Genomic DNA, 13,044 nt, shown 5'->3' on the forward strand with positions numbered 1-13,044 from the left:
CGCGCAGGCGCGCGGCGCGGCGGGGCTTAGCCGGAAGGCGCCTGCTCCAGCAGCCAGGCCCGGACCCGCTCGATCCGGCTGGTGCCGGTCTTGGCCTGCGGCGTCAGCAGGTAATAGGCGCTGGCAGGGGTGCAGCGGTGCGGGTGGGCGGGCACAAGCGTGCCTTCGGCCAGCTCGCGGGCCACCAGAAGCTCCGGCAGGATCGCCACGCCGTGGCCGTATTTCACCGCGTCGATCAGCATCTCGAACTGGCTGAACAGCGGGCCGGTGGGGCGGGCGGGCAGCGCTTCGCCCAGATCCCCGAACCAGATCTGCCAGCTGAGCGGCCTCGTGGTGTGCTGCAGCGCCGGGTGGTCGAGCAGGCGGGCGGCGTCCTGCAGCGGCGCCTCCAGCAGTCCGGGCGCGGCCACCGCCACCAGGGTTTCCGGCATCAGCAAATCGGCTCGGAAGCCGGGCCAGGGCGGATCACCCTGCACGATGGCAAGGTCCACCAGGCTGGCATCCACCTGGGCATTGTCCAGATAGGTGATGGTGTTGACCGTCAGCCGCGGCTGCGCCTGCGCCAGCCGGGCCAGCTGCGGCATCAGCCAGCGGCTGCCGAGCGTCGGATAGGTGCCGATGTTGAGCGCGCCGTAAGGATTGTCGCGGGTGCGCAGCCGGTAGAACGCGGCCTCCAGCGCCTCCAGCAGCGGCGACAGCTCCTGCAGCAGCATCTCGCCTGCGCCGGTCAGCTGAACCCGCTGCCGTTCGCGTTTAAACAGGGTCTGGCCGGTCTGCGCCTCCAGCCCCTGGATCTGGCGGCTGAAGGCGCTTTGCGACAGGTTCATGGCGCGGGCGCCCTGGGCAAAGCTGCCGGAGCGGGCGGCGGCCTCGAAACACAGGAGAGCTGCAGTTGGCGGGATCTTGCGGCGCATGGGAATACCCTGCCACTTGTTGCGAATATTGCAACAAGCATTGCGAAGGACCGGCTTTATCTGCGGCAGTCGGCCTGCAATGATGGCGCTGAATGCAACACCACTCACGAGCAGCACGAAGTTGGGAGCGCGCGGCATGAGTTTTCTACCGCAGATCAAAGACGCCGATGTCGAGACCGTCAGCCAAGCCATGAAGACCATGCCCGAGTCCGCTTCGGTGGCGGAGTTTGTGCCCGGGCCGGGCATCCAGCGGCTGGAGCTGAGGTTTGACATCCAGCTGCTGCGGGAGGCGCTGGAAGAATGCCTGCGGCGCGAGGAGTTCATGGGCGGCCTGCAGGACCAGGGCTTTGCCGCGCTGCCGCTGACCCGGCGCCCGGGGCAGACGGAATGGACCGCCAATGATCTGTCAGGCCGGTACTGGCTGCGGGCGGATGACCGTTATGTCGAGGAGCCGCGCGAGGATCTGGTGCCGGAAGTGGACTTTTCCGAGTTCAATCCGAAGTTTGCCGGCACCTATTTCGAGCATGTGCACAGCGAACTTGCCAAGCGGTTTCCCATCGGGCGGACCCGGGTACTGTCGAAAGGACTCTACAACTGCAACTCCTGGCACCGCGACCCGGAGCCGCGGCTGCATATCCCGGTGCTTTCCAACCCCGGGTCGCTGTTCATCGTGAATCATCATGTCACCCACTTGCCAGCGGACGGGTCGGTGTATTTCACTGACACCCGCGGCTACCACACCGCATTGAACGGAGGCGAAACCCGGCGCGTCCATATTGTGGCCGCGCTGGCATATGATCAGGTGACGGAATGAGCCAATATGCAGGGCTTGCGGGCGCGGGGGGCAATGCGGCCCTCTGTGATTTGCGCAGCGATACGGTGACGCGCCCCGATGCGGGCATGATGCAGGCGATGGCTGCGGCGGAACTGGGCGATGATGTCTTTGGCGAGGACCCGTCCGTGAACCGGCTGGAAGCGGTTTTGGCCGAACGTCTGGGCAAGGATGCGGCGCTGTTCTTGCCCACCGGCACCATGAGCAACCTTGCCGGTCTCTTGGCCCACTGCCAGCGCGGCGAGGAGATCATCACGGGCGCGGGGTATCACGTGCATGCTTATGAGGCCGCAGGCGCCTCGGTCCTGGGTGGGATTGCGCTGTGCCCGGTGCCGGTGCGCGCGGACGGGGCGCTGGATCCGGGCGTGGTTGCCGGGGCGGTGAAGGCGGATGACAGCCATCTCGCCATCAGCCGCCTTTTGTCGCTGGAAAACACCCATAACGGGCTGGCGGTGCCGCTGGCGGATATGTCCGCGGCGGCAGAGGCCGGGCGGGCCGCAGGGCTGTCCGTGCATCTGGACGGGGCGCGGTTCTTCAACGCGATCACCGCGCTGGGGTGCGCGGAAACGGATCTGGCCGGGCTGACCGACACGGTGTCGGTCTGCCTGTCCAAGGGTTTGGGCACACCGGCGGGATCAGCGCTGGTCGGGCCTGCAGATCTGATCGCCAGGGCGCGGCGCTGGCGTAAGATGCTGGGCGGCGGCATGCGTCAGGCCGGGGTACTGGCGGCGGCGGGCCTTTATGCGCTCGAGCACAACACAGCCCGGCTGGCAGAGGATCATGCCCGGGCCGAAGAGCTGGCCGGTGTGCTGCGCGGACTGGGGGCGGGGGAGGTGTCTCAGGCCACCAACATGGTGTTTTTCACGCCGGTTGACGGGCGCAATGATGCGCTGCGGGCGCATCTGGCGGCTAAGGGCGTGGTGATCGGCGGCGGCAGCACCGGTGCCATCCGGATGGTGCTGCACAGGGACGCGGATGACAGCGCGCTGGCGCAGGCGGTGCAGGCGCTGCGGAGGTTTTACGGCTAGCTGCGAGTAGCCGGAAAGTTCGAATGTCCCGTCCCCGGCCGGACCGTCAGATTTCCTTCCGCGCGTTCAGCGCGGCGGAAATGGTGCCGTCGTCGAGGTAATCCAGCTCGCCGCCGATCGGCACGCCCTGCGCCAGCGAGGTGAGTTTCACTTGCCCCTGCAGCTGGTCGGCGATGTAATGGGCGGTGGTCTGGCCGTCGATGGTGGCATTGAGCGCCAGGATGACTTCGCTGATGCCTTCGGTGGCGACCCGGTCCTGTAGCCGCGGGATGCGCAGATCCTCCGGCCCCACCGCGTCCAGCGCCGACAGGGTGCCGCCCAGCACATGGTAACGGCCCTTGAAGACGCCCGAGCGTTCCATCGCCCAGAGGTCGGCCACATCCTCGACCACGCACAGCTCGCCGTTGCCGCGCACCTCGTCGGTGCAGATCGGGCAGATCTCGCTGGTGCCGACATTGCCGCAGTTGAGGCACTCGCGCGCTGTCGCCGCCACCTCGCTCATCACGTCAGCCAGCGGTGTCAGCAGCAGCGCCCGCTTGCGGATCAGATGCAGCACAGCGCGCCGGGCAGAGCGGGGCCCGAGCCCCGGCAGCTTGGCCATCAGGGCAATCAGGTCTTCGATGTCGCTGGTGGAGTTCTTGATCATGCCTCAGGCCCTTGTCCGCCCTGCCATATAGGCTGATCGGGGCAGGGGAGCGCAAGAGCGGCGCCGCAAAATGTTCGGGGTTTGTTTTGCTGCCGGACATGCAAAAGGCGGCCCGCACCGGGCCGCCTTCGGGATGGTTGCCGGGCGCCGATCAGAACGGCAGCTTGATGTCCTTGGGCAGGCCCATGCTTTCGGTCAGCTTGGTCATCTCTTCCTGCGCCTTCTCCGCCGCCTTTGCCTGGGCGTCCTTGATCGCGGCCAGGATCAGGTCCTCGACCACTTCCTTGTCATCGCCGTTGAAAATCGACGGATCGATGTCCAGGCCCTTGAGGTCGCCCTTGGCGGACGCGGTGGCCTTGACCAGGCCGGCGCCGGCCTCGCCGGTCACCATGACGTTGTGCAGGTCGTCCTGCATCTGCGCCATCTTGGTCTGCAGTTCCTGTGCCGATTTCATCATCTTGGCCATGTCGCCAAGACCGCCGAGGCCTTTGAGCATCTGAGTTCTCCTGAGATTCCGGTTTGGGGGACAGATACGGGGCGCGGGGGCGTGAAACAAGGGGTAGGATTGCCTGAACCGTCGAGATTAGCCGCCTCCAGACCGGCCCGTGGGTGGCGGGCGCGGCTGTAAATCGCTGAAATCAAGCTTGGAAACCCGGGTATGGACCCGGAGGATATCCCGTCTCGGGGCAGGTATTCACCCGTCCTCGAAGGGGTCCCATTCGTCCTCCACCTCGGGCAGGGCCTCGGCGGCGACTTCGGCGGCCAGTTCCTCGGGGGTGCGGATGCGGGTGATCTTGGCCTTGGGGAAGCTTTCCAGCACGGCCTGCACCAGCGGGTGGGCCGTAGCCTTCTCGCGCAGCGCGTTTTCGGCTGCGTCGCGGACCTCGGCAATTGTTGGGGCCTCACCGTCCGGCGCAATCGAGACCACCCAGCGGGCGCCGGTCCAGTTCTGCAGTGCCGAGCCGAGCCGTGCGGCCAGATCGCGCGGCGCCTGAGCGGAGGGTGTGAATTCGATCCGCCCGGGCTGATAGGAGACCAGCCGCACGCCGGTTTCCACCTCGACAAGCAGTTTCACGTCCCGGTTGGTGCGGATCAGTTCGACCACATGTTCGAAGCTTGGGTAGCGGGCAAGGGCGGAGCTGACCTGCGGTGCCAGCGCTGCCACTGTGCCGCCGCCGCCATGCGCAACCGGCGTGCCGCCTGCCGGGCCGCCCTGCGGTGCAGCGCCGCCAAGCGCCTGGGCGCCCATGCCTTGCATCTGCATGCCGCCGCCGGGGCCGCCGGGGCCGGGGGGCGGCGGAGGAGGCGTGTCCTGCAGCTTGCGGATCAGTTCCTCGGGGCTGGGCAGGTCGGCCACATGGGTGAGGCGGATCACCGCCATTTCCGCGGCCATCATCGCGTTCGGTGCGGCAGCGACTTCCTCCAGCGCCTTCAGCAGCATCTGCCACATCCGGGTGAGGACGCGCATCGCCAGGTTTTCCGCCATCTGCTGGCCGCGGGCGCGCTCATCCGGGCTGACGGTGGGGTCTTCGGCGGCGTCCGGGGTGATCTTCACCACCGAAACCCAATGGGTGATCTCGGCCAGGTCGCGCAGCACCGCCAGCGGATCGGCGCCCTCGGCATATTGCGCGCTGAGTTCGGTGAGGGCTGCTGCCGCATCGCCGCGCAGGATCATGTCCATCAGATCCAGAACCCGGCCGCGGTCGGCCAGGCCCAGCATGGCGCGGACCTGATCGGCGGTGGTTTCACCCGCCCCGTGGGAAATCGCTTGGTCCAGCAGGGACGTCGCATCACGGGCAGAGCCTTCGGCGGCGCGGGTGATCAGCGCCAGCGCATCCTCGGCGATCTCTGCACCTTCGGCGATGGCGATCTTGCGCAAGAGGCCGATCATCACTTCCGGCTCGATCCGGCGCAAGTCGAAGCGTTGGCAGCGCGAGAGGACCGTCACCGGCACCTTGCGGATTTCGGTGGTGGCAAAGATGAATTTCACATGCGCGGGCGGCTCCTCCAGCGTCTTCAGCAGCGCGTTGAAGGCGGATGTCGACAGCATGTGAACTTCGTCGATGATGTAGATCTTGTAGCGCGCGGAGGCGGCGCGGTACTGCACCGAGTCAATGATCTCGCGGATGTCATTGACGCCGGTGCGGCTGGCCGCGTCCATCTCCATCACGTCGACATGGCGGCCTTCCATGATCGCCGTGCAATGCTCGCATGTGCCGCAAGGGTCGGTGGTGGGGCCGCCCTGGCCGTCCTCGCCGACGCAGTTCATGCCCTTGGCGATGATCCGCGCGGTGGTGGTCTTCCCGGTGCCTCGGATGCCGGTCATGATGAAGGCCTGGGCAATCCGGTCGGCGGCAAAGGCGTTTTTCAGCGTCCGCACCATGGCGTCCTGGCCCACCAGATCGGCAAAGGTCTCGGGCCGGTATTTTCGTGCCAGAACCTGGTATTTCGATTGGCCGGTGCCGCTGGGAATGTCGTTCATGGTGTCTCGTGCCGGATTCGGTGTGCGGGGCGCCCGCGTTCCGCGCAGGGTATTGAAGCGCGCCGCGTTCGTCCACCGCAGAAGGGCGCAATCCGCGGACTGCAAAAGCGCTTTGGCTTTGCCCGGTTAGCCGCTAGGCTGCTGGCAGGGGAGTTGCGGGGGGCGAAGGAGCGCAGCGGCTAAGGAGGCGCTATGCGATCTGATGATACCTCGGCGCCTGCGGAGCGGACGTCCGCCGCGCAGGCGGGTCTGACCATTCACGCGCTGTCGGCGGGCGGCGGCATTCTGGCGCTGTGCCGGCTGCCTGGCGGCGGAGGCGATTACCGCAGCGACCTGATCCAGATCTATCAATGGAAGCCGGGGCTGGTGATCTCGATGACCACCGAGGCCGAACATGCGGCTGCCGGGGTGCCGCGGCTGGGGGTTGATATCCAGAGCATGGCCTGCCGCTGGCTGCATCTGCCGGTGCCGGATTTCCAGGCGCCGCCGCCCGCGGTGACGGCGAAATGGGCAGCGGCCAGCCAGTCGGCGCGGCAGGCGCTGGCAGGCGGCGGCCGGGTGCTGGTGCATTGCAAGGGCGGCTGCGGCCGTTCCGGCATGGCGGTGCTGCGGCTGATGATCGAATGCGGCGAGGACCCGGCGCAGGCGCTGGCGCGGCTGCGTGCGGTCCGGCCCTGCGCGGTGGAGACGGATGAACAGCTGGCCTGGGCCTGTTCACCGTAGAGAAGTCACCGGCGGGGCAGCAGCGAGTGGCTATGACACCGCCCGCCCCGGCGGGGCAGGCGGGGCCTTCCAGATGTGCCCGGTCGGGCAAGCTTCGGTTCACAGCACCATCATCTGTTCGGCCTGCCGCGCCTCATCGGTCTTGGGCAGCGCCTCCATCAGGGCGCAGGGGCGGGCGTTCAGGCTGGAAGCAGCAAAGCCGGTGCCCTCGCGGCTGAGGATTGCATCGGCAAACCGGTCCAGCCCCTCGCGCGGCGCATCTTCTCCGACACCGCAGAACAGCCGGATGCGGTCATGGCTGGCAGCGAACTGCGCCGGGCAATTGCGCGGGCAGCCGTCCAGCGCAGTGGTGCCTGTGATTTCGAAATCTTCCTGGGTCAGCGGCTTGGCCTTGGTCATCGCCTCGGCCAGCTTGGCGATCATCCGCTCCGCTGCCGGGCAGGGCTTGCCCAGGTGCTTGCAATCCGTTGCCGCATAGAAATGCGTTTTGTCCGTCCACATCATGTTGGCGCCCTCCGCGCGTGGTGCGGGGGTCTGGGGGACAGGAGACCGGATGAAATAGCGGGCGTTCCGCGGTGCCATCAGACCCTGTCCGGACACCCCGCCCGGGTTCGAGTTTCACTTCCGATGGCAGGTCTCCTGACTTGCGGGTCGATGCTTTCCCGATCCTTCCCGGCCCATCGGGCCAGTGGCTCTATCGGGGTCGCTCGCCGCTTACAGTTGCGGGGGCAGTCGCGGAGTTGGCATCGCCGGAAGGCGGGGCCGCACCGTGTTCCCTTTTCATCCCGGACACAAGATTCTGTGGCGCGGGAACCATCGCCACAACCGGTAGCGGCTGCCCCCCCGAGTCGTCAATCGTTTTTCTGCGCGCCTTCAGGCCTGTGCAACTGCAGGTGCAGTCCCCGGATCACATCCGAATCGCGCCGCACCCGCGCCAGCTGCCAGCCGCCCTGCAGCAGGATATAGAAGTTCTCGGCCGCTGCGCGGGCCTCCGTCTCCGCCAGGCCCAGGCGCCGGGCATGGGCTGCGGTTTCGGTGATCCAGCCCTCGAACAGCTTGGCGGCGTGCTGGTGAAAGGCCTCGTTCTCCGGCCCCTCGAACAAAGTGGCAGAGACCGGGCAGCCGCTCCATTTGCCCTGAGTGTCGAACAGTTTCGCGAGCTTGTAGCAAACCGTCTTGGCGCCTTCCTGAAACGTGGGCGCAGGGCCGAAGGAGGCGGTGATCAGGGCCATCATCCGCTCCGAGGCCCAGTCTGCCGCGGCCAGTGCCAGGTCGGATTTGCCGTTCGGGAAGTGATGGTAGAGCGAGCCCTTGGGCGCGTCGGCCGCGGCCAGCAGCTCGGCCAGGCCGGTACCGCTGTAGCCCTTGTTGCGGAACAGTCCGGCGGCCGCAAGGATCAGCCGCTCGCGGGTCGGAGCCGGGCTGTCAGGGCTGGCAGAGGGTGTCGTCACGTCAGTCATGCCGGCAGGTTGACATCATTAGACCGATTGGTCCAGAGGTGGAGTAGACCAATCGGTCTAGGAGGTGTCCCATGCTCGACGGCCATGCAGAACACAGCGCGGATATCCGGGTGGAGGAGCTGCGCTTTGCCGCGGATGATGCGGTGCTGGCCGGGCGGCTTTACCGCCCGGCAGGGCCGGCCAGGGCAGCGGTGGTGCTGAACGGCGCAACCGGGGTGCCGCAGGGCTATTACCGGCATTTCGCGCGCTGGCTGGCGGCGGAGCGGCAGATGGCCTGCCTGACCTATGACTACCGGGATTTCGGGGACTCGGCGCAGGGGCACCCGCGCCGGTCGAAGGCCACAATGGCCGAATGGGCGCTGGCGGATCAGCCCGCCGCCCGCAAAGAGATGCAGCGGCGCTTTGCGGGCGTGCCGCTGTTTGTGATTGGCCACTCGCTGGGGGCGATGCTGATGCCCCTGCAGGACGGCCTGGAAAACGTCGCCCGCATGATCGTGGTTGCGGGCGGCTTGGTGCACCACCACGATCATCCCTGGCCCTACCGCGCGCTGGCGCTGGCCTTCTGGTTCGGCCATGTGCCGCCGCTGGTCCGTGCCTTGGGTTACCTGCCCGGGCGCGCGGTAGGGTTCGGGGCCGACTTGCCCGAAGGCGTTTACTGGCAGTGGCGGCGCTGGTGCACCACGCCGGGCAGCTACCTTCCGGAAACCGGCAATGCGCTGCCGCAGCCCCGCTGGGCAGGGACCGGCATCCCGGTGGATCTGTTTGCGATGGCGGATGATGACGTGGTGCCGCCAGCGGCGGTCTGGCGGCTGGGTGATGTCTACGGGGATGTGCCGCAGCGGCGGGTGGTGCTGGACCCGCAGCAGGCCGGAGGGCGGAAGATCGGCCACCTCGGCGCCTTTGCCCGCGCCAATGCGGCATTGTGGCCGCGGCTGGTGCCGCAGGCCTAGCCCGGACTCCGCCAGGCGGTGCGGCTCAGGCGGTGCGGCTCAGGCGCTCTTCGGTGATGCGGGCATAATCCGCCAATCGCAGCTTGAAGCGGCGGTTGAGATTGCTGCGCGCCAGCTTCAGCGATTGCACCAGCAGGCGGCCGGTCAGGCTTGCCGCCGACAGCTTCAGCCGCACCGACATCCGGGTCCGCTGCGGCGACAGGGCCAGCAGCTCGATCTCCATCCGTCCGTCGATTCCGCTGCCGCTGCCATCCAGCGCCATCGCCGAGGGCGGGGCATAAGATGCCAGCGTCAGCTGGGCTTCGCGCTGCTTGCCGCGGAAGCTGAAAGCAAGATCCCAGGCCAGCCCGCTTTCCGGCTCGGCCGGGTCGCCGGTGCGCTGCAGCTCGATGCCGCGGCGCAGGGCAGACCGCTCCAGCATGGAGAAATCCGAGACCGCCTCGAACACCTCGGCAATCGGGGCTTCGATGTCTTCTTTGCTGTGAAATTCCATGGTCGCCTGCCTCATTTGCGGTTCGCGGGTGCCGCTTCCGGCAAATATGCGCGCTAGTCCAGCGTGTCCGCAAGCCAGTTCTTGATCAAAAACTGCGCAATTGCGCCCTTGCGAGCGGGTTTCAGAACCGGGTGCTCTCCCGCATAGGCCGTCATCATGTCCTGGCGGCTGACCCACAGCGCATCCTCGATCTCAGCCGGATCGATGGAGATCTCCCGGCTCAGCGCTTCGCCAGCGCAGCCGATCATCAAGGACATCGGGAAGGCCCAGGGCTGGCTGGACAGGTAGCTGACGGCGCCGACCCTGACGCCGGTTTCCTCGAGCACTTCCCGGCGCACCGCCGCTTCCAGGGTTTCCCCTGGTTCGACAAAGCCGGCCAGCAGCGAATACATCCCTTCCGGCCAGCCGGGGGAGCGGCCCATCAGCACGGAATCTCCATGGGTGATCAGCATGATCACCACCGGGTCGGTGCGCGGGAAATGCGGCGCCTTGCAGGCCGGGCAGAGCCGCTGCCAGCCCGCCTGCGCCATATCGCTGGGCGCGCCGCAGCAGGCGCAGAACCGGTGGCTCCGGTGCCAGGCCAGCAGCGCCTTTGCGGTGGCGGCCAGTTCCGCTTCCAGCGGCGTGAGGCGGGTCATGATCCGGCGCAGTTCGGCAAAGACGTGAGTGTCCGGCAGGTCCGGATGCCGCTGCTCGCTGGCATCGGAAAAGCTGCTGAGCGCGTCCTGGTCCAGGTCGTCCGGCTGCCAATCGCTGACATCGCAGGCAAAGCACGGCGCGCCTCCGCCGGCGGCGCCCAGGAACAGCGCGTCCTTCTTGCCGGCGGCGGCCAGCGGGTGCTGCGGCGCGGTCCAGGCCAGGCCGCATGGCAGGCCGGCCTCAGTGTCGCGCCGGGCTAGCGGTTTGCCGCGCCACAAGAGCAGCACCCGGGCCTGCGGGCTGTTCCAGGCCGCCTCCAGCGCCGGGGAGTCGCCGCGCAGATGCGCCGAGCGCTCCAGCCCGCCGCCGCCGAAAGTCACCTGTTCCGCGCGTTTCATGGTGTTCTCCTATGACTCGCGGATGCATGGCCGCGCTCGATGGGAATGCGGCAATCCATGGCAGTGTGCCGCAGCTGTTGCCAGCAATTGGCTGCGATCTGCGCTTGCCTGTCGCCGTGCGGCCACACCCGCGCGGCTGACCCGGCGGTATTTTACAGCGGAACAGGGCGCCGCCGCGGGTGCGCCGCAAACAGTCAGTGAAAAAGTTAACAGGCAGCGAAAAGGATTCTTTGCAAACTGCAAAAACGTTGATTCAAATGGGGCCAACAAAAAAGAGCGCTGAAAGGCGCTGGCGGGAGCGGCGGGCCGGAAGTGTCAGCAAGAAATTGGACATGAAGAGCGGGGCTGGGGCCTCAGACACCCGGAGCGCCGGGGAGTTGCATGTGCTGGCCACCACGGATCTGCACTGCAACCTGCTGAGCCATGACTATTATGCCGACCGGCAGGGCACCGCAGCCGGGCTGTCGCGCGTGGCCACCCTGATTGCCGAGGCGCGGGCCGAGGCGGCAAGCCGGGGGGCGGCCTGCATTCTGGTGGATAACGGCGATGGCTTCCAGGGGGCGCCGCTGGGCGAGGTGCTGCCGGGGGCCGCCGGGCCGCATCCGCTGGTGCGCGCTTTTCAGACCTTGAAATATGATGCGGCAGGCCTCGGCAACCATGACTTCGATTTCGGGCTCGAGGCGCTGGCGGAAATGCTGCAGGACATGCCCTGCCCGGTGCTGTGCTCCAACCTCAGCGCGGCCGATCCGGAACGGGTGCTGCCGTTTGCGCCCGCCGCGGTGCTGGACCGGGCGGTGCCGTCCTGCCCGGACCTGCCGCCGGTGCGTATCGGGCTGATTTCGGTGCTGCCGCCGCAGACGCTGGTCTGGTGCCGCCAGGTGCTGGGCGGGCAGCTGCAAGCCGCGGGTATCGTCGAGGCGGCAGCGGAGCAGGCGCGGCGGCTGAAGGCGCAGGGCTGTGACATGGTGCTGGCGCTGGCGCATACCGGGCTGTCCGGCCGGGCGGGCAGCGACAGCAGCGAAAATGCCCTGGGGGAGCTGGCCGCGGTGGCGGAAATCGATGCCCTGGTCGGCGGCCACACCCATCTGACCCTGCCGGACCCGGAGCATGATTTTGCCAAGCCGGTGGTGATGCCGGGATCGCACGGGTCGCATCTGGGGGTGATCCGGCTGCAGCTGGAATACACCGGCAGCGGCTGGCAGGCCGCCGCCGGAAGCGCCTCCCTGCACGCCGTGGCGCGGCAGCAGGAATGCGGCGGCGCGCAGCCGCTGGCGGCGGAAGAGCCCGGGCTGGTGCAGGCGCTGGCAGAGGACCATGCCCGCACCCTGGAGCGGATGCGCGAACCCGCGGGCCACTGCCCGGTGGCGATGCATTCCTATTTCACCTTCTTTGCGCCGGACCGGGGCCTGACCCTGGCCGCCTGCGCTCAGGCCGCAGCGGCGCGGGTGCTGCTGCGCGGCACTGCCGCCGAGGGTCTGCCTTTGCTGTCGGCGGCGGCGCCGGGCAAGTTCGGCGGCCGCTCGGGTCCGCAGTCCTACACCGATATCGCGGCGGGCGACCTCTGTGCCCGCAATATCGCCGATCTGCAGGTCTTCCCGAACGAATTGCGGGCGGTGGAGGTCACCGGCGCTCAGTTGCGCGACTGGCTGGAAATGTCCGCCGGGCTGTTCAACAGGATCGTGCCGGGCAGCTCCGGCCAGCGGCTGACCGACCCGCAGCGGGCCGGGCACAACTTCGATGTGATCTTCGGGCTCAGCTACCGGATCGATGTGACGCAGCCGCCGCGGTTTTCGGCCACCGGGGAGCTGATCAGCCCGGAGGCGCGGCGGATCACCGATCTGCGCTGGCAGGGCCGTCCCGTGGATCCCGGGCAGCGCTTTGCGGTTGCGGTCAACAGCTACCGGGTCAGCGGCGGCGGGCGGTTCCGGATGCTGGAGGAAGCGGCGGAGCTGGCGCTGCCGCCGGTCCGCATCCGCAAGACGATCCGCGACTATATCGCCGGGCGGCTGCCGCCGGAGCCGCTGGCGCAGGCGCCGTACCCCTGGCGGCTGGCGCCGGTGCCCGGCACCCGGGCGGTGGCGGTGACAGGCCCCGGCGCGGCCCGCCACCTGCAGGAACTGCCCGCCGGCATGGCCACGCCCCGCGGCTTCAGCAGCAGCGGCTTCTGGGAACTGGACCTGCAGCTATAGCCCGGCCCCGGCGGCCCTTGCCATTCACGGCGGCGGTCCTTATATCGGGATTCGAGAGGTTGGCGCGGGCAAGCGCCTCGCCAACCTGGTCAGGTCCGGAAGGAAGCAGCCACAACGAGCCCCGCTTGGGTCGCTGTCCAGCCTCTCACTTTACTCCCCCGCACAATAAGGCAAAACGGGATCCCTCCCGCCCGCTTCGGCGCAATCAAAGATTGCACCGCCGCCGTTGGGCCCGGCGCCGCGCTGCCGCGCGGCGGGGGCAGGATCTCAATCCGGCCCGGAAATAGCCC

General features: G+C 67.9%; 13 protein-coding genes, 1 other RNA gene and 1 riboswitch. Of the genes, 6 read left to right on the forward strand and 8 right to left on the reverse strand.

Going from position 1 to position 13,044, the window contains the following annotated elements:
• Window positions 1-26: 26 nt before the first annotated feature.
• Entirely contained in the window at window positions 27-914 is an 888-nt protein-coding gene (locus KUV26_RS15210; protein WP_222508947.1) for a LysR substrate-binding domain-containing protein, read from the reverse strand.
• 136 nt (window positions 915-1,050) lie between these two features.
• Between KUV26_RS15210 and KUV26_RS15215 the strand changes: the two genes are divergently transcribed.
• Complete coding sequence (locus KUV26_RS15215) at window positions 1,051-1,728, forward strand: hypothetical protein (protein WP_222505577.1); 678 nt, start codon at window positions 1,051-1,053, stop codon at window positions 1,726-1,728.
• Complete coding sequence (gene ltaE, locus KUV26_RS15220; RefSeq protein WP_222508948.1) at window positions 1,725-2,774, forward strand: low-specificity L-threonine aldolase; 1,050 nt, start codon at window positions 1,725-1,727, stop codon at window positions 2,772-2,774. Before KUV26_RS15215 ends, ltaE begins: the two co-directional genes overlap by 4 nt.
• Before the next feature lie 46 nt (window positions 2,775-2,820).
• Here the strand turns inward: ltaE and recR are convergent, their stop codons facing one another.
• The 3 genes from recR to KUV26_RS15235 form a co-directional block, all read right to left on the reverse strand.
• The gene (gene recR / locus KUV26_RS15225; RefSeq protein WP_222508949.1) at window positions 2,821-3,420 is read right to left on the reverse strand and encodes a recombination mediator RecR; all 600 of its coding nucleotides are present in this window, start codon (window positions 3,418-3,420) and stop codon (window positions 2,821-2,823) included.
• 151 nt (window positions 3,421-3,571) lie between these two features.
• Window positions 3,572-3,916 (reverse strand): YbaB/EbfC family nucleoid-associated protein, encoded by a 345-nt coding sequence (locus KUV26_RS15230; RefSeq protein WP_222505580.1) that lies wholly within the window; start codon window positions 3,914-3,916, stop codon window positions 3,572-3,574.
• Between the two features lie 198 nt (window positions 3,917-4,114).
• The gene (locus KUV26_RS15235) at window positions 4,115-5,902 is read right to left on the reverse strand and encodes a DNA polymerase III subunit gamma/tau (protein ID WP_222508950.1); all 1,788 of its coding nucleotides are present in this window, start codon (window positions 5,900-5,902) and stop codon (window positions 4,115-4,117) included.
• Between the two features lie 192 nt (window positions 5,903-6,094).
• Between KUV26_RS15235 and KUV26_RS15240 the strand changes: the two genes are divergently transcribed.
• On the forward strand, window positions 6,095-6,625 hold the full coding sequence (locus KUV26_RS15240; protein WP_222505582.1) for a protein-tyrosine phosphatase family protein: 531 nt from the start codon (window positions 6,095-6,097) through the stop codon (window positions 6,623-6,625).
• 99 nt (window positions 6,626-6,724) lie between these two features.
• On the opposite strand, the gene KUV26_RS15245 is transcribed toward KUV26_RS15240, so the two are convergent.
• Complete coding sequence (locus KUV26_RS15245) at window positions 6,725-7,129, reverse strand: hypothetical protein (RefSeq protein ID WP_222508951.1); 405 nt, start codon at window positions 7,127-7,129, stop codon at window positions 6,725-6,727.
• A 107-nt stretch (window positions 7,130-7,236) separates the two neighbouring features.
• Window positions 7,237-7,458, reverse strand: a riboswitch (cobalamin riboswitch).
• Between the two features lie 18 nt (window positions 7,459-7,476).
• Window positions 7,477-8,085, reverse strand: a complete 609-nt coding sequence (locus KUV26_RS15250; protein WP_222505583.1) for a TetR/AcrR family transcriptional regulator — start codon at window positions 8,083-8,085, stop codon at window positions 7,477-7,479.
• A gap of 71 nt (window positions 8,086-8,156) precedes the next feature.
• Here KUV26_RS15250 and KUV26_RS15255 point away from each other — a divergent pair, with 71 nt between their 5' ends.
• Window positions 8,157-9,035, forward strand: coding sequence for a serine aminopeptidase domain-containing protein (locus KUV26_RS15255; protein ID WP_222508952.1), 879 nt, complete (start codon window positions 8,157-8,159; stop codon window positions 9,033-9,035).
• 25 nt (window positions 9,036-9,060) lie between these two features.
• Here KUV26_RS15255 and KUV26_RS15260 read toward each other — a convergent pair whose 3' ends face one another.
• Window positions 9,061-9,528 (reverse strand): SRPBCC family protein, encoded by a 468-nt coding sequence (locus KUV26_RS15260; protein WP_222505585.1) that lies wholly within the window; start codon window positions 9,526-9,528, stop codon window positions 9,061-9,063.
• Window positions 9,529-9,581: 53 nt separating this feature from the next.
• A complete protein-coding gene (gene nudC / locus KUV26_RS15265; RefSeq protein WP_222505586.1) occupies window positions 9,582-10,565 on the reverse strand; it encodes an NAD(+) diphosphatase in 984 nt (327 codons plus the stop codon).
• 332 nt (window positions 10,566-10,897) lie between these two features.
• On the opposite strand from nudC, the gene KUV26_RS15270 reads away from it, so the two are divergent.
• Window positions 10,898-12,754, forward strand: a complete 1,857-nt coding sequence (locus tag KUV26_RS15270; protein WP_222508953.1) for a 5'-nucleotidase C-terminal domain-containing protein — start codon at window positions 10,898-10,900, stop codon at window positions 12,752-12,754.
• A 53-nt stretch (window positions 12,755-12,807) separates the two neighbouring features.
• Window positions 12,808-12,904, forward strand: an RNA gene (gene ffs, locus KUV26_RS15275) — signal recognition particle sRNA small type.
• Window positions 12,905-13,044: the final 140 nt, after the last annotated feature.

The sequence above is a fragment of the Leisingera daeponensis genome (assembly GCF_019801465.1).
In the GTDB taxonomy this organism is placed as follows: domain Bacteria; phylum Pseudomonadota; class Alphaproteobacteria; order Rhodobacterales; family Rhodobacteraceae; genus Leisingera; species Leisingera daeponensis_A.

What these genes read in the sequence shown, in the direction of transcription:
- KUV26_RS15210 (WP_222508947.1), bottom strand. Translation starts at nt 914, where the DNA reads ATGCGCCGCAAGATCCCGCCAACTGCAGCTCTCCTGTGTTTCGAGGCC.
- KUV26_RS15215 (WP_222505577.1), top strand. Translation starts at nt 1,051, where the DNA reads ATGAGTTTTCTACCGCAGATCAAAGACGCCGATGTCGAGACCGTCAGC.
- ltaE (WP_222508948.1), top strand. Translation starts at nt 1,725, where the DNA reads ATGAGCCAATATGCAGGGCTTGCGGGCGCGGGGGGCAATGCGGCCCTC.
- recR (WP_222508949.1), bottom strand. Translation starts at nt 3,420, where the DNA reads ATGATCAAGAACTCCACCAGCGACATCGAAGACCTGATTGCCCTGATG.
- KUV26_RS15230 (WP_222505580.1), bottom strand. Translation starts at nt 3,916, where the DNA reads ATGCTCAAAGGCCTCGGCGGTCTTGGCGACATGGCCAAGATGATGAAA.
- KUV26_RS15235 (WP_222508950.1), bottom strand. Translation starts at nt 5,902, where the DNA reads ATGAACGACATTCCCAGCGGCACCGGCCAATCGAAATACCAGGTTCTG.
- KUV26_RS15240 (WP_222505582.1), top strand. Translation starts at nt 6,095, where the DNA reads ATGCGATCTGATGATACCTCGGCGCCTGCGGAGCGGACGTCCGCCGCG.
- KUV26_RS15245 (WP_222508951.1), bottom strand. Translation starts at nt 7,129, where the DNA reads ATGATGTGGACGGACAAAACGCATTTCTATGCGGCAACGGATTGCAAG.
- KUV26_RS15250 (WP_222505583.1), bottom strand. Translation starts at nt 8,085, where the DNA reads ATGACTGACGTGACGACACCCTCTGCCAGCCCTGACAGCCCGGCTCCG.
- KUV26_RS15255 (WP_222508952.1), top strand. Translation starts at nt 8,157, where the DNA reads ATGCTCGACGGCCATGCAGAACACAGCGCGGATATCCGGGTGGAGGAG.
- KUV26_RS15260 (WP_222505585.1), bottom strand. Translation starts at nt 9,528, where the DNA reads ATGGAATTTCACAGCAAAGAAGACATCGAAGCCCCGATTGCCGAGGTG.
- nudC (WP_222505586.1), bottom strand. Translation starts at nt 10,565, where the DNA reads ATGAAACGCGCGGAACAGGTGACTTTCGGCGGCGGCGGGCTGGAGCGC.
- KUV26_RS15270 (WP_222508953.1), top strand. Translation starts at nt 10,898, where the DNA reads ATGAAGAGCGGGGCTGGGGCCTCAGACACCCGGAGCGCCGGGGAGTTG.